Genomic DNA, 19,083 nt, shown 5'->3' with positions numbered 1-19,083 from the left:
GTTCGACAGTTGATTTGACAAATGTTGAGTAAATGATTTGGATAATATATCTAAAAGGTGTAATTTTGTAGCAATAAATGTTCGAACAAAATAATATTTATGGCTAACCTACAAAAATCCATTTCATCGCCGCAGGAATTACTGCGCGATAAGGCATGGGCGCGTTGGACCGCGCTTGTGCTGCTGGCTTCGGCCATGTTTTTCGCCTACATCTTCGTAGATGTTCTTTCCCCGTTGCAGGAATATCTACAGAGCACTAAAGGCTGGGATCCCTCCGCATACGGACGTTTTGCCGGATCAGAGACATTCCTTAACGTGTTTGTATTCTTCCTGATATTCGCAGGCATCATTCTTGACAAGATGGGAGTGCGCTTCACTGCCATACTTGCAGGTGCAGTCATGGTGGCAGGCGGATTCATCAACTATTATGCTCTTACAGACTCCTTCATGGAGAGCGGGTTGAAGAATTTCATGGATGATTTCGTCAATCTTCCCGACACATGGTGGAACATCACTCCGTTCTACGACGGTATGCCCGCATCGGCAAAATTGTCGGCAATCGGTTTCATGATTTTCGGTTGTGGATGTGAGATGTCAGGCATCACCGTATCAAGAGGTATCGTGAAATGGTTTGAAGGTAAGGAGATGGCACTCGCCATGGGTATCGAGATGGCTGTCGCGCGTCTTGGTGTGGCAGTGGTATTCCTCGGTTCACCGGCGATCGCTACATTCCGCGACAATATCAGCGTATCTCGTCCTATAGCATTGTCAGTGCTTCTTCTTCTCATCGGTCTTATCGGTTTCATTGTCTACTCCTTCATGGATAAGAAGCTGGAGAATGAGATGGGTTCCAACGGAGAGGTCAAGGATGATCCATTCAAGATTTCCGACCTTAAATATATATTCTCGTCAAAAGTATTCTGGATTGTGGCACTCCTCTGTGTACTCTATTATTCAGCAATCTTCCCCTTCCAGAAATATGCCAACAACATGCTTCAGTGCAACCTCGGCATCTCTGCGGAGGCAGCCGGACGCGTGTTCTTCGTGTTCCCGCTTGGTGCGGCAGCCATCACCCCGCTTCTCGGCAACTTCCTTGACCGCAAGGGTAAGGGTGCCACAATGCTTATATGGGGAGCCATATTGATGATTATATGCCACTTGACGTTCGCTTTCGTGCTTCCTGCCACACGTTCGGCAGTGATAGCATATTCAGCGATTGTGCTTTTGGGTATCAGCTTCTCACTCGTGCCGGCATCATTGTGGCCTTCTGTTCCTAAGTTGGTTGATAACCGTCTGCTCGGTTCGGCATACGCCGTGATATTCTGGATTCAGAATATCGGTCTGTATGCCTTCCCGATGATTATCGGTGCTGTGCTTGCCGCTACCAACCCCGGTGTGGAGAATGCAATGGACTATAACTACACAGTACCGATGCTCGTGTTCGCATCGCTCGGTGGGTTGGCACTCATATTGGGTATAATTCTCAAGGCACTTGATGCCAAGAAGCACTACGGACTTGAGCTTCCCAACATCCCTTCCGAGAAATCTCTCGAAGCAGAGGTGGAATCAGCAGAAGGATAAAAGTCCAACATAATAATTCAGAAGAGGATGCGTCGAACTACGGCGCATCTTTTTTTATTTAAACGAGCATAATCTAATGAATTTCTTTGTACATGAGAGATAATACATAATCTTAATTCTAAAGTGGTCGAATTTGATCACTTTAGAATGAACGCTGGGTTACCATAATTTGTATTGAGTGCATCGGAGTGGATAGAGATAACTAATGCAATAATAGGAAGTTATTAAAGTGAATACTGATATTCTTCGTTATGGATAAGATTGCTCTGAAGTTAAGGTAACTTTTTTAGACTGACCCTTAAATATTATGTGAATAGGTGCTAATAATTAGGGGATTGAATAATTTTACACGTTTGGGTTAAGAATAAATGGAAAGTGTAGTTTTGATATTATCTAAAATATTATTAACTTTGCAAAGACGGAAAGAGTCTGTCAAATAGATAATCAAATAAGCGTTTCATGCTTAATCCATCATTCTGAAATCGCCAAAATAAAGAATACCCGGGATAAGGCAACAGGAAACGCTCATGCGTGTCGAGTATCCACTCCCCCGACAGGGGGATGGTATCCGATAGGGCGTGGGAGTGGACTGTTTATCGGGTAACAGGCGTTTGGCGATGCCTTGAATGAGATAAACTGAACAGATCCTGCGCTTTTGTGTATCTGTCAGTTTCTTATACAGGCTTCAGCTTCCGATATCAGTGGGGGACGATGGATATTTAACGGCATGAATCCTCAATAATAAAACGATATAGCTTTTTGACTGAACATCGTATGTATTTACGATGGGGGAACCGGATGTTTTTCAATATCCGGTTCTTTTTTATTGTATGTTCTGACGGTTGTGATAATTATAATTGAAATCAGACGTTATATAATGTAGGAACTTCCGGTTCTGTCTTTATCAGTCAGACCGGAAATAAAGATAAGACCATAAAGGGAATATATGATATATAGGATATTAATGATGCTTCTTATGGTGGGATCGCTCTGTCATGACATTCAGGCGGAGACGGTGAGCCGTAAGGAGGCATTCAGAATAGCACATACATTTCTCAATGCTGTCAACCACAGGAAGGTTGGCAATCCACAGCTCCTTTACAATGGTAAGGAGCTGACTACTCATCGGCTCTTTCCGCCGTTCTATGTGTTCGGATTGCCTACAGGTGGATATGTGGTTGTCGCAGCTGAAAACAAGGCGATGCCGATTCTTGCATATAGCAGTAAGGGGGATTTTTCGCAGGCTAAGGAGTCGGATGAATTTAAGATGCGTCTGGCAGAATATGCACGCGACATAGAGATGATACGCTATGATTCCCGAATGCCTGTGGAGGCTATTGCTGCATGGGCTGATATACATTATTATATTGGGGAAATGCTGGAAAAGGGTAGAGGCTCAGCAGACAATGGCGATATTGGATATATGGCTGAGGCTGCGACAGAGTTCCGCTATCAGTCTTCAGAAGAAGAGGTGGAGATGGAGGTTGAGGAGGATGTGCCGTTTCTGTTTCATGAAAATTTTGTAGCAGAGACGCGAGCTTCCCTTCTCGAATCATACCGTAGGATAGAGGAGAAACTGCATCCCGTAGAGCCGGTGTTAAGGCATATCGGGGGCGGACATTTTGAGGTCTTCATGCCGGAGAAAATAGAATCCTTCAGCGTCTATGACCTTCAGGGAAACGTGATGTATGATAAGAAATGCGATGGGACGGATACGGTTGTTGTGAAACTTGACTCATATCCGTCAGGTTTCTATCTTCTTCAGATGAGAGATGTGAAAGGTAAGCGATATGGAATGAAACTATATAAATGAAAATGGAAGTAAATAAATCAAAAACGGCTGCTTGGGGTGGGCTGATATTGACCTGTGTGGTCATTGTGTTGCTGATGGTGTTTCATCTGGCATGGTGGATGTTTATACCGTTCTTCTTCATGTTTATGGCAGCATTCACGGAATTTGCCGCCACCTATCTTCAGCGTATTAGCCCGTATGCAGCAAAAACGCTTCAGAAATGTTCCTGTTGGTTCTATCTGCTGGCGTTGCTCGGTATTATCATAGTTGCTCTCTTATAAGTAATTCCGGTCACAGCATGTCGTCAGACATGCTTCCCTAAAAAAACTCCGTGCTCTTGGTGTACTTAGTGGTTTATTCCACCGCTGACACCAAAGAGCACGGATATTTTTTTACCTTATGAGGGGCAGATTAGCAGGGGAGAGCTGCGTTTGTTTTGTGAACAGCCTCTGCGCTCTTCTGGAAGAGAGCCTTCTCCTCCTCATTGAGGTTGAGTTCAAGGATTTTCTTGATACCACCTTTGCCGAGAACACAAGGAACGCCGATGCAGAGGTCATTCTCGCCATATTCGCCTTCGAGAAGAGCAGAGCAGGGGATAACTGCATCCTGATCGTGGAGGACAGCCTCAACAACCTCAGCAGTTGCAGCACCCGGAGCATACCAAGCGGAAGTGCCGAGAAGTTTAGTGAGAGTAGCACCACCTACCATAGTGTCGGCAGCAACCTTGTCGAGCTCTTCAGCAGAGAGGAACTCAGTTACGGGCACACCACGGAGAGTAGCGAAACGCTTCATAGGAATCATAGTAGTGTCGCCGTGTCCGCCGATAACGAAACCTTCAACCTCGTTGGGGTTAGCGTTGAGGGCTTTGCTCAGATAATATTTGAAACGGCTGCTGTCAAGCGCGCCACCCATACCGATGATGCGGTTTTTGGGAAGACCGGATACCTTGTGGATGAGGTAAGTCATAGTGTCCATAGGGTTGGAAACGCAAACGATTACAGCGTTGGGGCTGTGAGCGAGAACGCTTTCAGTCACCTGCTTAACGATGCCGGCATTTACGCCGATAAGCTCCTCACGAGTCATGCCCGGTTTGCGGGGTATGCCGGAAGTGATGACAACCACGTCGCTGTCTTTTGTAGCCTCATAGTTGTTGGTTACGCCTGTGATACGTGTGTTCATATCAAGAAGGTTGGCAGTCTGCATCATATCCATTGCCTTACCTTCGGAAACTCCTTCCTTGATGTCGATCATTACTACTTCGTCAGCCACTTCGCGAAGAGCGATCACGTTAGCTGCGGTAGCGCCTACGTTGCCGGCGCCTACGACTGTTACTTTTGACATAACTTGCTAAAGTTAAAGGTTATATATTATGGTTCTGTTTGTTCGGATATCTACGTGCCCGGAGTGTGAAAGTGATAAGTTCCGGGGTAAATCCACCTCTGTTTTGTTTGGATGCAAAATTAAGGAAATAATTCCATAATTGCAAAAATACTTTCTTATAATTGTCGCGCTTCAGATAATAATCCCATACGGGGGATGTATGTATGGGATTAGATCACCCCCTTGCCCTGGCGAATTATTTCCGGTTCGTTGCCTGTGCAATCAATGATGGTAGAGGGTATGGTGTCGCCATCCTCCCCCTCAAGGATGAAATCAACCTTCTCGTGGTATGCCTCCGCTATCAGTCCTGGATCGCGAGCATAATCGTCGTCATCAAATTCAATGGATGTCGATAGGATTGGATGTCTGAGATGTTGTGCTATGTCGCGACATAGCTTGTTGTCGGGAATCCTTATGCCCACCACCTTTCTCCCCTTGAATGCCTTGGGGAGAGTGGAATTTGATTTGAACAGAAACGTAAATGGTCCGGGCGTGTTGTCGCGTAGCATCTTGAAAGCCTTATTGTCGATACGCGCATATTCCGCAGCCATTGAAATATCGCTGCATATAATCGAGAGATTAGTCTTTTCCGGATTAATCCCTTTCAGGCGACATATCTTCTCGATAGCCTTGGGGTTAAGGGCATCGCAGGCTATGGCGTATAACGTGTCGGTGGGCAGGATCATTGTGGCTCCCCCTTCAAGGTCACGTGTGATTTCATTCAGTTGGCGTTCTGAGGCGTCAGAATTCCAGATCTTTATCGTTTTCATGACATTATGGTTTCTTAATTTGCGATTCCTTCCGGTTGGTTGTATTGCAATTATTAAATTTCTGTTTCTTGACAATCTCTTTCTTACCGCAGTTTTGGGAAAGAGAGCATCCGCAACATGAGTTGCTACCCGATTTACGGTTTTTTATGAATTTTACAATGATCCACACCACTGTCGCAAGCAAAATTATGCCTACTGCTATGTATTGGATCAAGAGATTTGTCGTCATTTCAGCATGATTCATCATTTCTTCCCTTTCTTCTCCTTTTTCTTTGTCGATTTCCCTTCGGCAGACTCTTTCTCAGACTTATCTTGTGCTTGTTCCGCCACGATACGTCGGTTTGTCGGATCGCGCAATACGGAGATTGTTATTTCCGAGATCATCTGCTTGATTTGGTCTATGAAATCCTTTGCGCTATATTCCTCATGCTCTATCTGTCGGAGTTTGCCCTCCCAGATGCCCGTAAGTTTCGCGCTTTTCAACAATTCCTCCTTAATCAGAGCCACAAGCTCAATAGCCGCCGGGGTAGCCCTGAGAGATTTCCTCTCCTTTACGATATACCCTCGTTTGTAGAGAATCTCGATGATTGCTGCTCGTGTTGACGGGCGACCGATACCGTTCGCTTTAAGAGCCTCGCGCAGATCCTCGTCGTCAACAAGCGCACCGGCTGTCTCCATCGCTTTCAGCAGGGTGCCTTCTGTAAAATATTTCGGCGGTTGGGTAGTCTTTTTCACGAGTTTTGGAGCGTGTGGACCCGATTCCCCCTTTGTGAACGGGGGGAGTATTCCGGCAGTCTCCTCATCCTCCTTCTCATTCTTGTCAGACTTTTCGGTATCCTCCTGACGTTTGTCGCCTGCATACACCACTTTCCATCCGGGATCGATGATTACCTTACCCGTAGCCTTGAAATTTATATTGTCTACCTTTGCATTGACCACCGTCTGTTCAAACGAGCAGTCGGGGAAAAATACGGATATGAAGCGCAGCGCGATGATGTTGAAGACGTCGCGTTCCGCTTTCGTGAGATTATCGGGCAACGGTTGTCCGGTAGGGATGATGGCATGGTGGTCTGTCACCTTTGAATTGTCGAACACCTTCTTACTCTTCCGCAGTTTCTGCCCCCGTATAGGAATCATTATCTGCTGGTAGTCCTTCAGCGAGTTGAGAATACCACCGCATTTGCTATACATGTCGTCGGTGAGATAGGTGGTGTCTACACGCGGATATGTCGTCACCTTCTTCTCGTAAAGGCTCTGTATCGTGCGCAGTGTCTCATCCGCACCGAGATTCAGTTTCTTGTTACATTCCACCTGAAGAGATGTGAGGTCAAATAGTCGAGGGGGAGCCTCCTTGCCGGCTTTCTTAGTCACGTCAGTCACGGTCAGAGGCAGATCTTTTATCCTGTCGATCACTACCTTCCCTTTCTCCTCCACGTCGAAATTCTTTCCTGCGGCTGAGAATGTCGTCTCGCGATACACAGTCTTCAGTTCCCAGTAATCCTTCGGGACGAAATTCTCGATCTCCAACTGTCTTGACACGACGAGGGCGAGGGTAGGGGTCTGCACCCTCCCGATTGAAAGCACCTGCCCCTGCATGCCATATTTCAGGGAGTAAAGTCGCGTGGCATTCAGTCCGAGCACCCAGTCGCCGATTGCGCGGCAAAGTCCGGCGGTATATAGCGGTTCAAGCTCTTTCTCTGGGCGTAGATTTTGGAAACCGTCGCGTATTGCCTCATCGGTGAGCGAGCTTATCCATAGGCGTTTCACCGGCTTCTTGCAACCCGCTTTCTGCATCACCCACCGTTGTATCAGCTCACCCTCCTGCCCGGCATCACCGCAGTTGACAATCTCGTCGCATTGCTCGATAAGATTCTTGATTGTCTCAAACTGTCGTTTATAAGAATCGCTCGGTATCAGTTTTATGCCGAAACGGGGCGGAATCATAGGAAGCGACGATAATGACCATCGCTTCCATTCGGTGCAATAGTCAGCCGGCTCCTTCAGGCAGCAGAGATGCCCGAAAGTCCAGGTCACGCAATATCCGTTCCCCTCGAAATATCCGTCACGACGGGATGAAGCCCCTACGATTTTCGCAATGTCGCTCCCCACGCTCGGTTTCTCAGTAATGCAAAGTATCATTCCACAGTCTTGGTGTTGTTTCGTTCGATAGCCTTAGCCTCATCCCATATCTTGTCCATCTCCGAGAGCGACATCTCCTTCAGCGCGACATTCATCTCTTTAGCTCTCTTCTCAAGATGATTGAATCTTGATATGAACTTACGGTTGGTGCGCTCAAGAGCGTTCTCCGGATTCACTCCATAGAGCCTGGCGGCGTTCACCACTGCAAACAGCAGGTCGCCAAACTCCCCTTCGAGGTCATTCCCCTCGCCGGCTTCCATCTCCTGTTCCACTTCAGAGATCTCCTCCTTCACCTTATCCCATACCTGAAGACGCTCCTCCCAGTCAAAGCCCACGTTGGCAGCCTTCTCCTGGATGCGGTTCGCCTTTATCAGAGCGGGGAGAGCCGTCGGCACTCCGGCGAGCACCGTCTTGTTGCCCCCCTTCTCTTTCAGCTTTATCTCCTCCCAGTTTTTAGCCACTTTGTCGGCGGAATCCGCCTCCACGTTGCCGTAGATGTGGGGATGACGGAAGATTAGCTTGTCGGCAAGTGAGTTGCAGACGTCGGCAATATCAAATTGCTCCTTCTCGGAGGCAATCTTTGAATAGAAGAGCACGTGGAGCAACACGTCGCCCAGCTCTTTCTTTATATTCTGTGTGTCGTCGGCAATCAGGGCATCCGCAAGCTCAAACACCTCCTCCACCGTGTTGGGACGGAGTGACTCGTTGGTCTGCTTGGCATCCCATGGGCAACGCTCCCGCAGGGTGTCGAGCACTTCTATTATGCGCCGGAAGGCGGATAGTTTATCGTCGGTAGAATGCATATTGTAGATGATTTTAACAGTTGTCTCAGCCCGTGCTTTTTGAAAAAATATCAAAAGCGGACACCCCGGCTATTGTCGATTATTCGGGGATAGACTTTAAATAAACTAAATTTGGATACAAAGTTAGATAGAAATTCCGATATTATTTGTATCTTTGTGGCTTGAAAAAAGATTAAAGCAGATAAATCTAATTGAAAAGAATCGGTTTTCTCGGTTGTTTTTCTAATATTTATATGGATAAACTAATAGACTCAGACAGCATAAAAGAGTTCAGGCGTCTCATTGAGGAGTCGGCGGATATCGTTCTCACGTGCCATGTCCGTCCCGATGGTGATGCCATAGGTAGCACCTTGGGCATGATGCATCTCCTTCGTGCGCTTGGCAAGAACGTCACTGTCATTATCCCGGATAAGGCACCCGGCAATCTGTCGTTCCTCCCGGGGTTTAAGGAGATGGGGGTGTACACATGTCATCCGGAATTCTGCAAGAAGACAGTAGAATCGGCAGATTTGATAATATGTTGCGATTTCAACACTCCGTCGCGTCAGGATTCCCTTGCGCCTGTCATACAGGGAGCAACTTGCCGCAAGGTGCTCGTCGACCATCATCAGGAACCCGACAACTTTGCGGATCTAATGATCTCCTATCCCGACATGTCGTCAACGTGCGAACTTATGTTCCGTCTTATTGCCGGCATGGGTTTCTTCGCTGAGCTTGATGAGAGTGGCGCCGTGTGTATCCTCACGGGTATAATCACCGACACACGGAATTTTTTCGTCAACTGCAAGCATCACGACCTGTATGAGATCCTTATCCGTCTGCTGGAGAAGGGCGCGGATAAGGAGATGATTGTCAAGGAGGCTCTTAACACTCGCAGTTACTGGAGCCTGAAACTTGAGGCATACGCCTTGTCGGAGAAACTGGAGGTGTTTCCCGAGCATAAGGCGGCAGTCATCACTCTCAGCAAGGATGAGCTGACGCGCTTCCATTATGAAAAAGGGGATTCCGAAGGGTTGGTCAACCGTCCGCTTGAGATAAAAGGCATGGTCTACAGCATATTCCTTCGTGAGGATGCCGACTGCATAAAGGTGTCGGCAAGAAGTTGCAACGGATTCCCGGTGTCGGAGATATGCAAGAACCTTTATGGTGGCGGCGGACATCTTCAGGCAGCCGGAGGAGAATTCCGCGGTTCGCTCGAGGAATGTTACCGCAAATTGGTGGAGGCTATGCCTGACTACGACAGATATCTAAAGAATCAGAAACAATAATAATAAGGGTCAGCGTCATGGCGACTACTGTGAAGAATGGAATGTCATCCTGACGGGCCGACAAAACAAACATGACATCAATTAAAAGATCTTTCAACACAATTGCGTTCCTTCTCGTCGCTATATTAGGCTCCGGACTTGCCTCATGTAGCAAGAGCCAGAGCTATTCAGAATATCTCAGGGAGGAGGAGAAAGCGGTCAACTGGTATCTTGCCGGACAAAAAATAGAGCTGGAACTGCCGAAGGATTCCATATCTTTCCTGACCGGAGAGGATGCGCCGTTCTATAAGCTGGATGAGAATGGCTACGTCTATATGCAGGTGATAAACAAAGGGGAACTTAACAGCTCCACCGGACGTCCCGCTTATCCGGTGAAGAGCGGCGATCTCGTCTATTTCCGCTTCAACCGTCTTAATCTTAAGGATCTGAGCCAAGGTCTTGATCCTGTATGGGTCGGTAATTCCGACAATCTTCTCAAGCCATCCACGAGCTTTGTCTATAAGAATACCTACCTCAACAGCTATCTGGAATATGGCACCGGAATACAGATGCCGCTCAAATTTCTCGGCTATGGCAGTGAGGTGAATCTGGTGCTGAAGAGTTACTATGGATTCCAGGAAGACCAGACATCGTGCATACCATATCTCATCAACATAAGATATTTCAAACCTGAATATTAATAATAAATTTCACTGATAATGGCATTGATCAAATCTATATCCGGTATCAGAGGAACGATCGGAGGCGCAGCCGGCGAAGGACTCGGCGGCGTGGATATTGTCAAGTTTACCGCAGCATACGCGGAATTTATAAGAAGGGAAAACCCGTCGGCACGTCTTATAGCCGTCGGTCGTGACGCCCGTCTGTCGGGCGCGATGGTCAGTCATCTGGTGGTTGGCTCACTTATGGCTATGGGTTTCGACGTGGTTAATATCGGTCTTGCCACCACTCCGACAACGGAGCTTGCCGTCACCGGACTTGGTGCTGACGGCGGCATAATCATCACCGCAAGCCATAACCCCATACAGTGGAATGCATTGAAGCTCCTCAACAGCAAGGGGGAATTTCTCTCTGACCGTGAGGGGAAAGAGGTAATCTCAATTGCTGAGAAGGAGGATTTCAGATTTGCCGACGTGCTTGCAATCGGAAAGGAATATAAGGATGAGACTTGGGCGATGCGTCATATAGAGATGGTGAAGAATCTGCCGTTGGTGGATTGCAAGGCTATCGCGGATGCCGGTTTCACCGTGGCTGTCGATGCAGTCAATTCAGTGGGTGGAGCCGTGATTCCCGCGCTTCTTCGTGAGCTTGGGGTGAAGAACATAATAGAGCTCAATTGCGATCCGACCGGCAAGTTCGCCCATACTCCGGAGCCGATACCGGAGAACCTTACTCAGATTTCCGACCTTATGAAAGATGGTAAGGCAGATGTAGGCTTCGTTGTCGATCCCGATGTAGACCGTCTCGCCATTGTCATGGAGAACGGTGAGATGTTTGTGGAGGAATACACTCTTGTGGCTGTCGCCGACTATGTGCTTTCACAGACTCCCGGCAATACTGTATCAAATCTCAGCAGCTCACGCGCACTCCGCGACGTGACAGAGAAACATGGCTGCCAATACAATGCCGCAGCTGTGGGCGAGGTCAACGTTGTCACCAAGATGAAGGAGACCGGCGCAGTGATTGGTGGAGAAGGCAACGGCGGAGTGATTTATCCGGAACTTCACTACGGACGTGATGCCCTTGTGGGCGTCGCTCTCTTCCTCACTCTCCTTGCAAAGGAGGGTAAGAAGGTAAGTGAGCTTAAGGCTGGCTATCCGCGTTATGCCATTGCCAAGAACAAGATAGAGCTTACCCCCGATATCGACGTGAATGCTATTCTGGAGGCTGTCAAGGTGAAATTCTCCAATGAGAAAATCACCGACATCGACGGCGTGAAGATCGATTTCCCCGACAGCTGGGTGCATCTGCGCAAGTCAAACACAGAGCCTATCATCCGAATATACAGCGAGGCGGAGACGATGGAGAAAGCCGACGCTCTTGCCGAAGAGATAAAGAAAGTGATTGCAAGTCTTTGACTTGCAATCACGTGATATAAGCAACCACTATTCCCTAACCATTCATTATTAGCCCATGTTGAAAAAATTTTTCATGAACGCGCTTTCCTCCTTTGTCGGAGCATGGATTGCGTTGGTTCTGTTTGGAGTTGTTGTCGTGCTCGTGTGCATAGGCATCTTTGCCAAACTTGGAGTATCATCATCTTCGACAGACTCAATCTCAAAAAAGAGTGTGATGACAATAGAGTTGAATGGAGTGATAGAGGAGCGGGAATCCCCTATGGATCTGGATTACATCTCTTTGTTGAGGAGGGATGTGTCGCGTCCGCAGACCCTTTCATCGTTGGTGACGGCAATTGATGAGGCAAAGAACAATAAGAATATATCGATGATATATCTTAAATGTGGCATAGTGTCGGCTGCACCTGCCACTCTTAATGCCCTACGCGATGCCATATCCGATTTCAGGAAAGAGGGGAAGAAAGTGGTGGCTTATGCCGATTCCTATACCAACGGTTCCTACTATGTGGCGTCGGTTGCCGACAGTGTGTTCATGAATCCGGCAGGTGCCCTGATGATTCAGGGTCTTGGCAGCACATCGATGTATTTCAAGGACCTTCTTGATAAATTGGGCGTGCAGATACAGGTGGTGAAAGTCGGCACCTATAAATCGGCGGTCGAGCCTTACATATTGAATGAGATGAGCGGTCCGGCGCGTGCGCAGCTTGATACCCTTTACGGCAATATCTGGCAGTACATACGTTCGGAGATCGCCATAGACAGGAAACGCCTTACTGCTGCATCCATAGATTCACTTGTCAGCAATAAATTCCTATTTATTGCGCCGGCAGAAGACGACGTCAAGGAGGGATTTATCGATCGCCTTGTGTATGAGCGCGACATGGACGGCATCATAGCCGGAATGGTGGGAAAGGATAAGAAGAAACTGAATTTCGTGTCGCCGAAGACTCTCGTCGAGCAGTCATCATGGGGCAAGGATTATCTGTCGAAGAATCAGATAGCAGTAGTCTACGCTGTCGGTGAGATAGTTGACGGCGGCGGATCCGGCACAATCAATTATGAGAAACTTGTGCCGGAGATTGTAAAGGTTGCCGACGATGATAATGTGAAGGGAATGGTATTCCGTGTCAATTCTCCCGGCGGTGCGGTGTTTGGCAGCAAGCAGATAGCCGAGGCTCTCGACTATTTCCAGTCAAAAGGGAAACCAATGGCAGTCTCCATGGGCGACTATGCCGCTTCGGGTGGCTATTGGATCTCATGCCATGCCAACCGTATCTTCGCCGACCCGCTGACCATTACCGGCTCCATTGGTATATTCGGACTTATCCCTAATGTTGAGGGTCTTGCACATAAGATAGGTGTGTCGCCGCAGTCAGTGTCGACAAACCCGGAAGCGGATTTCCCGGCATTGTATCGCCCTATGACTGAGAAGCAGCAGGCTGCCATGCAGTCATACGTGGAGAGAGGTTATGATGAATTCATAGAGCGGGTGTCTTCCGGACGCAATATGCAGGAGTCGAAGGTACGCACCATAGGCGAGGGTCGTGTGTGGGACGCACAGAAAGCACTTGAAATCGGACTCGTCGATCAGCTCGGCTCCCTCAAGGATGCCATCGACTGGGTGGCTGAGGAGGGTAAGCTCGGCAGCGGATGGAGAGTGGGTGTATATCCGTCGGTGGAGTCGACCATGCTTGAGATGCTTCCCGAATTGGGCGGCATGAGCGTGGCGGACGCTCTTGATAAGGCGTTTGCAGGGGAATATGATGAACTGACAATCCGGTTTGTGTATAATCTGTTGCGTCAGAAACCATTGCAGGCACGTATGCCGTTGATTGACGTGCGTATGGATCCTGTAGGTGTGACATTCTGACAAGGATAGCCCCACGTTGCGGAATAATCATAATTCGAATATAATCTCAATGGGAATGATTCCATACTGGAATAACCTCATACGGGAATAATATCATAAATGAGCACTGACAAAGTAATGACTACGAAAGATAAAATAGTGACCGGACTTCTCACTCCACTGTCGTGGCTCTACGGGGCAGGCACATGGGTGAGAAATTGGCTCTTCGATTCCAAGATCCTGAAGGAGGAGGAGTTTGAGGTGCCTATTGTCGGCGTCGGCAATATAGCCGTCGGTGGCACGGGTAAGACGCCTCACGTGGAATATATTGTCAGCAATCTCGCTGCCGAAATGAAAATCGCAGTTTTGAGCCGGGGCTACAAGCGCAAGACGAAAGGTTTTGTACTTGCCAACTCGAAGAGCACCCCCGATCTGATCGGCGATGAGCCATTTCAGATATATCAGAAATATGGCTCCCATGTGCGTGTGGCGGTATGCGAGAGTAGGAGGAAAGGCATTCGTGAGCTGATGAGGCTCTATCCCGACCTTCAGCTCATTGTGCTTGATGATTCGTTTCAGCATAGATGGGTGAAGCCGAAGGTGTCGGTGCTGCTGACCGACTACAACCGTCCATTCTACAACGACCGACTTCTGCCCCTCGGAAGATTGAGGGAGAGCACCCTTCAGGTGAATCGTGCCGATATCGTCATTGTGACCAAATGCCCGGATGAGCTTCTTCCCATCAACTATCGCATAACGACGAAGGAACTCGATCTGATGACCTATCAGAAACTCTTCTTCTCCCGATATGAATATGGTCCGCTGAAGCCGGTGTTTGCCGATGAGTCGCCCTACAGGGCATCGTTGTCATCATTGACTGCCAACGATTCCGTGCTTCTACTATCGGGAATCGCACATCCGCGCTCTTTCGTAAGGCATTTCCGCATGTATCCCTTTAAGGTGAAGGTGGATCATTTCCCCGATCATCACGATTTCACCCGTGAAGACATTCATCAGATCTACACCCGGTTTAAGAATATGGCAGGGGAGAGGAAGATAATCGTCACCACGGAGAAGGATGCGGTCAGACTTATGTTCAACCCATATTTCCCGAAGGAACTGAAGCCGTTCACCTTCTTCCAGCCCATCTCCGTAAAGATGATAAACGCGCTCGACGATAAGGACTTCATTGAGGAGCTGTCGATCTCCTTAGGCGTGAGGGGAAATAATGCGGATTCAAATTGATAGCACATGAAGAGGTCGGTGAAGAACAATATGCCGACAAACGACGTTTTATAATTAGCCCAAAATTAGATACAATGGAAAAAAATATGTTGGAGAAGATCCGCGAGACTGCGGATTTTATTCTCAAGGAAATAGGTGAGGCACCGAGGATTGGTATTATCCTCGGCACAGGTCTTGGTGATCTTGTCAACCATATCGAAATTAGTAAGGAACTCAATTACAAGGATATCCCCCACTTTCCGGTCTCTACGGTGGAGGGTCATAGCGGCAAGTTGATATTCGGCAAGCTCGGCGGCAAGTATATCATGGCTATGCAGGGTCGTTTCCACTACTATGAAGGCTACGACATGAAGCAGGTGACCTTCCCGGTGCGTGTGATGCGTCAGCTTGGGGTGGAACTGCTCTTCGTCAGCAATGCCGCTGGCGGCATGAACAAGGAATTTAAGGTGGGTGACGTGATGGTTATCACAGACCATATCAATCTCTTCCCGGAGAATCCTCTACGTGGCAAGAATTACGAGGAACTCGGACCCCGCTTCCCGGCAATGACCGAAGCCTACAGCCTCGGACTCATAAAGATGGCTGATGACATAGCGCGTGATGAGAATATACGTCTGATGCACGGTGTATATGTCGGCACGCCGGGACCCACATTCGAGACTCCGGCGGAATATGAATATTTCCGTATAATAGGGGGTGATGCCGTAGGTATGTCAACGGTGCCGGAAGTGATTGTAGCCAACCATGCGGGCATGACCGTCTTTGGAGTCTCGGTCATAACCGACCTCGGAGGCAAGGATGTCAAGGAGGTGCCCACTCATGAGGAGGTGCAGAAGGCAGCCATAAAGGCACAGCCTGTCATGACCACTATAATAAAGAGTATGCTCGAGCGCATCTGATTCAATAAAATTCAAAAAAAATATCGCCGGATTCGGTATTGTCCGGGTCCGGCGAATCCAAATAACGAAAGCCCGTATGCCGGGCTGGAAAATATATCACGAAATGGAAAATAATCAGACAGAGATATCGCAATTGGGAGAGTTCGGACTAATAGACCGTCTGACAAAGGAATTCCCTCTACGTAATCCGGAAACAAAGAAAGGGGTGGGGGATGACGCCGCCGTTCTGTCATTTGGCGACAATGATGTGCTCGTCACCACAGATCTTCTTCTTGAAGGGATACACTTCGACCTGCGCTATGTGCCTTTGAAGCATCTTGGCTATAAGGCAGCGATAGTCAATTTCAGCGATATCTATGCCATGAACGGCACGCCGAAGCAGATTACGGTCAGCCTTGGGGTGTCGAGTCGGTTTACCGTGGAGCATCTTGATGAACTCTATTCCGGCATACGTCTTGCCTGCGATCTTTATGGAGTGGATCTTGTGGGCGGCGACACGAGCGCATCCGTCACCGGGCTTGTCATAAGCATCACCTGCCTTGGCACAGCCTCCCCGGAGGAAGTTGTGGGACGCGACGGAGCGAAGCCAACCGACATAATATGCGTCAGCGGCGACCTTGGCGCGGCATTCATGGGGCTGCAGCTTCTCGAGCGTGAGAATCGCGTAGGAGCCGGGCAGAAGGATTTCCAGCCCGATTTCTCCGGAAAGGAATATATCCTGGAGCGTCAGCTAAAGCCGGAGGCACGGCGTGATATAGTGGAGGAGCTCAGGAATACGGGGATAAAGCCCACCGCCATGATGGACGTCAGCGACGGTCTGTCGTCAGAACTTCTCCATATCTGCCATAAGTCGGGCACCGGATGCCGTGTCTATGAGGATAAGATTCCCATCGACTATCAGACAGCTCTTATGGCGGAGGAATTCAACATGAACCTTGTGACCGCAGCCATGAACGGCGGTGAGGATTACGAGCTGCTTTTCACGGTGCCCATCACCGACCATGAGAAGGTGGAGAAACTCAAGGGGGTAAGGATGATCGGCTACATCACCAAGCCGGAATTGGGCTGTGCGCTCGTCACCCGCGACGGCGCGGAGATGCAGATAAAGGCGCAGGGTTGGAACGCATTTACCGATAAGGACTGACGAGCCGGCATCCCTCCGATTTAATATGGTTTAAAAAGGTTCAAGATTATTTAACAGAGAGAATGGGAGATTTTAAGTTAATAAATATTATTTTTGCATTTGAATATTCCGTTCCTTGTAACCAGATAAAAAATAGAATTACGCTATATGAATGAAACAGTGAATATCAGAGAGTTGAATGATCTGATTGCTTCCAAGAGCAGCTTCATCAGCATGATCCGCAGTGGTATGGACCGCCGCATCGTCGGACAGAAACATTTGGTCGACTCATTGCTTATCGCATTGCTTTGCAACGGTCACGTCCTTCTCGAAGGCGTGCCGGGTCTTGCCAAGACCCTTGCCATAAAGACTCTTGCAAGCCTTGTGGACGCAAAATACAGCCGTATCCAGTTTACTCCGGACCTTCTCCCCGCCGACGTCATAGGTACGCTTATCTATAGCGTCAAGAACGAGAGCTTCGAGGTGAAGAAGGGTCCGATATTCGCGAATTTCGTGCTTGCCGACGAAATCAACCGTGCCCCGGCGAAGGTGCAGAGTGCCTTGCTCGAGGCGATGCAGGAGCGTCAGGTCACTATCGGCGAGGAGACCTTCCCGCTTGACCGTCCCTTCCTTGTGATGGCTACCCAGAACCCGATAGAGCAGGAGGGCACATATCCGCTCCCCGAGGCACAGACCGATCGTTTCCTTCTGAAAGTGGTGATCGGCTATCCTTCAAAAGAGGAGGAGAAGGCAATCATCCGCCAGAATATCAAAGGCGCGCTCGACCCGATAGTGCCTATCCTCAAACCATCGGAGATTCTTGATGTGCAGAAGATTGTCGGTAAGATCTATATCGACGAGAAGATAGAGAACTATATCGTCGACATCGTGTTTGCCACCCGTGAGCCGGGCAAGTTCGGTCTTTCCGATCTCGACAGCATCATCTCCTACGGTGCATCCCCGCGTGCCTCCATCAGCCTCGCGCTCGCCTCGAGGGCATACGCCTTCCTTCAGGGTCGCGGCTATGTAATCCCGGAAGATGTGCGTGCCGTATGCCACGATGTGATGCGCCATCGTATCGGTCTCTCCTATGAGGCTGAGGCAAATAATATTGGTGCCGATGAGGTGATCACCGCCATCCTTGATAAAGTGGTGGTGCCTTGATTGATAAGTCTATCCGTGATGCCGCCGGCAAATACGGTGGTCATCACGGTCAGACCGCATAATATGAACCGGAACCGCAGCACCGTTCCGAAATAGAGAATCAGTGAAATATGGACGCTAAAGAACTGCTTCAGAAAGTCAGAAAAATAGAGATAAAGACTCGTGGTCTAAGCCAGAACATCTTTGCCGGAGAGTATCATACCGCCTTCAAGGGCAGAGGCGTGATATTTTCGGAAGTGAGGGAATATCAGCCGGGCGACGACATACGCGACATCGACTGGAACGTCACTGCGCGCCACAATAAGCCCTTCGTCAAGGTGTATGAGGAGGAACGCGAGCTCACCATGATGCTGCTCATCGACGTGAGTGGAAGTAGTGATTTCGGTGCTGTCGGCGACGAGAAAAAAGAGGTGATAGCCGAGATTGCCGCCACTTTGGCATTCTCATCCATACAGAACAACGACAAGGTCGGGGTGATATTCTTCAGCGACCGCATCGAAAAGTTTATACCCCCAAAGAAGGGTAAGAAGCATATCCTCCTCATCATACGCGAGATAATCGACATGAAGCCGGAAAGCCGTGGCACCAACATCGATGTGGCATTGAAATTCATGACCAACGCCCTCAAGAAGCGGTGCACAGCCTTTCTGCTGAGCGATTTCATCGACAACCACGACTATTTCTCCAGCATGTCGATAGCCAACCGTAAGCATGACCTTGCCGCCATACAGGTCTACGACAAGCGCGACGCCCGCCTGCCCGACGTGGGTCTGGTGAGAGTGCGCGACATGGAGACCGGCGCCGACCGTTGGCTCGACACCTCCTCCGCCAAGGTGAGGAAGGCGTTTGACAAGGCATGGTACGAACGTCAGCAGAAACTCTCCTCCACTGTCGGCAAATGTGGTGTGGACCTCGCTTCGGTCACTACAGACGAGGACTACGTGAAAGCATTGCTGGCATTGTTCCGCAACCGTGCGGGGACACGTCGATAA

At 48.9% G+C, this 19,083-nt stretch carries 17 protein-coding genes; 12 read left to right on the top strand and 5 right to left on the bottom strand.

What is annotated here, in order from left to right; translation table 11 throughout:
• Positions 1–99: 99 nt before the first annotated feature.
• The 3 genes from E5331_RS11575 to E5331_RS11560 all read left to right on the top strand — a co-directional run bounded on the left by E5331_RS11575 (position 100) and on the right by E5331_RS11560 (position 3,654).
• Positions 100–1,581: an MFS transporter gene (locus E5331_RS11575; protein ID WP_123484495.1), complete on the top strand. Its 1,482-nt coding sequence runs from the start codon at positions 100–102 to the stop codon at positions 1,579–1,581.
• 946 nt (positions 1,582–2,527) lie between these two features.
• Positions 2,528–3,394: a Spi family protease inhibitor gene (locus E5331_RS11565; protein WP_123484496.1), complete on the top strand. Its 867-nt coding sequence runs from the start codon at positions 2,528–2,530 to the stop codon at positions 3,392–3,394.
• Positions 3,395–3,396: 2 nt separating this feature from the next.
• On the top strand, positions 3,397–3,654 hold the full coding sequence (locus E5331_RS11560; protein WP_135984952.1) for a hypothetical protein: 258 nt from the start codon (positions 3,397–3,399) through the stop codon (positions 3,652–3,654).
• 130 nt (positions 3,655–3,784) lie between these two features.
• On the opposite strand, the gene mdh is transcribed toward E5331_RS11560, so the two are convergent.
• The 5 genes from mdh to mazG all read right to left on the bottom strand — a co-directional run bounded on the left by mdh (position 3,785) and on the right by mazG (position 8,465).
• Positions 3,785–4,714 (bottom strand): malate dehydrogenase, encoded by a 930-nt coding sequence (gene mdh / locus E5331_RS11555; RefSeq protein WP_123484498.1) that lies wholly within the window; start codon positions 4,712–4,714, stop codon positions 3,785–3,787.
• Between the two features lie 209 nt (positions 4,715–4,923).
• Entirely contained in the window at positions 4,924–5,523 is a 600-nt protein-coding gene (locus E5331_RS11550; protein WP_123484499.1) for an L-threonylcarbamoyladenylate synthase, read from the bottom strand.
• Positions 5,524–5,527: 4 nt separating this feature from the next.
• Positions 5,528–5,752 (bottom strand): FeoB-associated Cys-rich membrane protein, encoded by a 225-nt coding sequence (locus E5331_RS20985; RefSeq protein WP_420813790.1) that lies wholly within the window; start codon positions 5,750–5,752, stop codon positions 5,528–5,530.
• Positions 5,753–5,766: 14 nt separating this feature from the next.
• The gene (locus tag E5331_RS11540; protein WP_123484500.1) at positions 5,767–7,662 is read right to left on the bottom strand and encodes a DNA topoisomerase 3; all 1,896 of its coding nucleotides are present in this window, start codon (positions 7,660–7,662) and stop codon (positions 5,767–5,769) included.
• Complete coding sequence (mazG, locus tag E5331_RS11535) at positions 7,659–8,465, bottom strand: nucleoside triphosphate pyrophosphohydrolase (protein WP_123484501.1); 807 nt, start codon at positions 8,463–8,465, stop codon at positions 7,659–7,661. The genes E5331_RS11540 and mazG overlap by 4 nt, the downstream gene beginning before the upstream one ends.
• 233 nt (positions 8,466–8,698) lie before the next feature.
• Here mazG and E5331_RS11530 point away from each other — a divergent pair, with 233 nt between their 5' ends.
• From E5331_RS11530 to E5331_RS11490, 9 genes are all read left to right on the top strand, one after another.
• Complete coding sequence (locus E5331_RS11530; protein ID WP_123484502.1) at positions 8,699–9,733, top strand: DHH family phosphoesterase; 1,035 nt, start codon at positions 8,699–8,701, stop codon at positions 9,731–9,733.
• A 71-nt stretch (positions 9,734–9,804) separates the two neighbouring features.
• Positions 9,805–10,413 carry a DUF4827 family protein gene (locus E5331_RS11525; protein ID WP_123484503.1) on the top strand — a complete coding sequence of 203 codons (609 nt, stop codon included), beginning with the start codon at positions 9,805–9,807 and terminating at the stop codon, positions 10,411–10,413.
• Positions 10,414–10,431: 18 nt separating this feature from the next.
• The gene (gene glmM, locus E5331_RS11520) at positions 10,432–11,811 is read left to right on the top strand and encodes a phosphoglucosamine mutase (protein WP_123484504.1); all 1,380 of its coding nucleotides are present in this window, start codon (positions 10,432–10,434) and stop codon (positions 11,809–11,811) included.
• A 55-nt stretch (positions 11,812–11,866) separates the two neighbouring features.
• Positions 11,867–13,681, top strand: a complete 1,815-nt coding sequence (sppA, locus tag E5331_RS11515) for a signal peptide peptidase SppA (protein ID WP_123484505.1) — start codon at positions 11,867–11,869, stop codon at positions 13,679–13,681.
• Positions 13,682–13,780: 99 nt separating this feature from the next.
• Complete coding sequence (gene lpxK / locus E5331_RS11510; RefSeq protein WP_123484506.1) at positions 13,781–14,905, top strand: tetraacyldisaccharide 4'-kinase; 1,125 nt, start codon at positions 13,781–13,783, stop codon at positions 14,903–14,905.
• An 86-nt stretch (positions 14,906–14,991) separates the two neighbouring features.
• Positions 14,992–15,804: a purine-nucleoside phosphorylase gene (locus tag E5331_RS11505; RefSeq protein WP_135984956.1), complete on the top strand. Its 813-nt coding sequence runs from the start codon at positions 14,992–14,994 to the stop codon at positions 15,802–15,804.
• A gap of 103 nt (positions 15,805–15,907) precedes the next feature.
• The gene (thiL, locus tag E5331_RS11500; RefSeq protein WP_123484525.1) at positions 15,908–16,948 is read left to right on the top strand and encodes a thiamine-phosphate kinase; all 1,041 of its coding nucleotides are present in this window, start codon (positions 15,908–15,910) and stop codon (positions 16,946–16,948) included.
• 147 nt (positions 16,949–17,095) lie between these two features.
• The gene (locus tag E5331_RS11495; RefSeq protein ID WP_123484507.1) at positions 17,096–18,091 is read left to right on the top strand and encodes an AAA family ATPase; all 996 of its coding nucleotides are present in this window, start codon (positions 17,096–17,098) and stop codon (positions 18,089–18,091) included.
• Positions 18,092–18,201: 110 nt separating this feature from the next.
• Positions 18,202–19,083, top strand: coding sequence for a DUF58 domain-containing protein (locus E5331_RS11490; RefSeq protein WP_123484508.1), 882 nt, complete (start codon positions 18,202–18,204; stop codon positions 19,081–19,083).

The sequence above is a fragment of the Lepagella muris genome, assembly GCF_004793975.1.
GTDB classification, from domain to species: Bacteria; Bacteroidota; Bacteroidia; order Bacteroidales; family Muribaculaceae; genus Lepagella; species Lepagella muris.
Note: the sequence above shows the minus strand (reverse complement) of the source record. Positions and strands in the feature narration are given on the sequence as shown.

Bases quoted from the DNA above. Each gene is read 5' to 3' on its own strand.
- E5331_RS11575 (WP_123484495.1), top strand. From the start codon at position 100: ATGGCTAACCTACAAAAATCCATTTCATCGCCGCAGGAATTACTGCGC.
- E5331_RS11565 (WP_123484496.1), top strand. From the start codon at position 2,528: ATGATATATAGGATATTAATGATGCTTCTTATGGTGGGATCGCTCTGT.
- E5331_RS11560 (WP_135984952.1), top strand. From the start codon at position 3,397: ATGGAAGTAAATAAATCAAAAACGGCTGCTTGGGGTGGGCTGATATTG.
- mdh (WP_123484498.1), bottom strand. From the start codon at position 4,714: ATGTCAAAAGTAACAGTCGTAGGCGCCGGCAACGTAGGCGCTACCGCA.
- E5331_RS11550 (WP_123484499.1), bottom strand. From the start codon at position 5,523: ATGAAAACGATAAAGATCTGGAATTCTGACGCCTCAGAACGCCAACTG.
- E5331_RS20985 (WP_420813790.1), bottom strand. From the start codon at position 5,752: ATGACGACAAATCTCTTGATCCAATACATAGCAGTAGGCATAATTTTG.
- E5331_RS11540 (WP_123484500.1), bottom strand. From the start codon at position 7,662: ATGATACTTTGCATTACTGAGAAACCGAGCGTGGGGAGCGACATTGCG.
- mazG (WP_123484501.1), bottom strand. From the start codon at position 8,465: ATGCATTCTACCGACGATAAACTATCCGCCTTCCGGCGCATAATAGAA.
- E5331_RS11530 (WP_123484502.1), top strand. From the start codon at position 8,699: ATGGATAAACTAATAGACTCAGACAGCATAAAAGAGTTCAGGCGTCTC.
- E5331_RS11525 (WP_123484503.1), top strand. From the start codon at position 9,805: ATGACATCAATTAAAAGATCTTTCAACACAATTGCGTTCCTTCTCGTC.
- glmM (WP_123484504.1), top strand. From the start codon at position 10,432: ATGGCATTGATCAAATCTATATCCGGTATCAGAGGAACGATCGGAGGC.
- sppA (WP_123484505.1), top strand. From the start codon at position 11,867: ATGTTGAAAAAATTTTTCATGAACGCGCTTTCCTCCTTTGTCGGAGCA.
- lpxK (WP_123484506.1), top strand. From the start codon at position 13,781: ATGAGCACTGACAAAGTAATGACTACGAAAGATAAAATAGTGACCGGA.
- E5331_RS11505 (WP_135984956.1), top strand. From the start codon at position 14,992: ATGTTGGAGAAGATCCGCGAGACTGCGGATTTTATTCTCAAGGAAATA.
- thiL (WP_123484525.1), top strand. From the start codon at position 15,908: ATGGAAAATAATCAGACAGAGATATCGCAATTGGGAGAGTTCGGACTA.
- E5331_RS11495 (WP_123484507.1), top strand. From the start codon at position 17,096: ATGAATGAAACAGTGAATATCAGAGAGTTGAATGATCTGATTGCTTCC.
- E5331_RS11490 (WP_123484508.1), top strand. From the start codon at position 18,202: ATGGACGCTAAAGAACTGCTTCAGAAAGTCAGAAAAATAGAGATAAAG.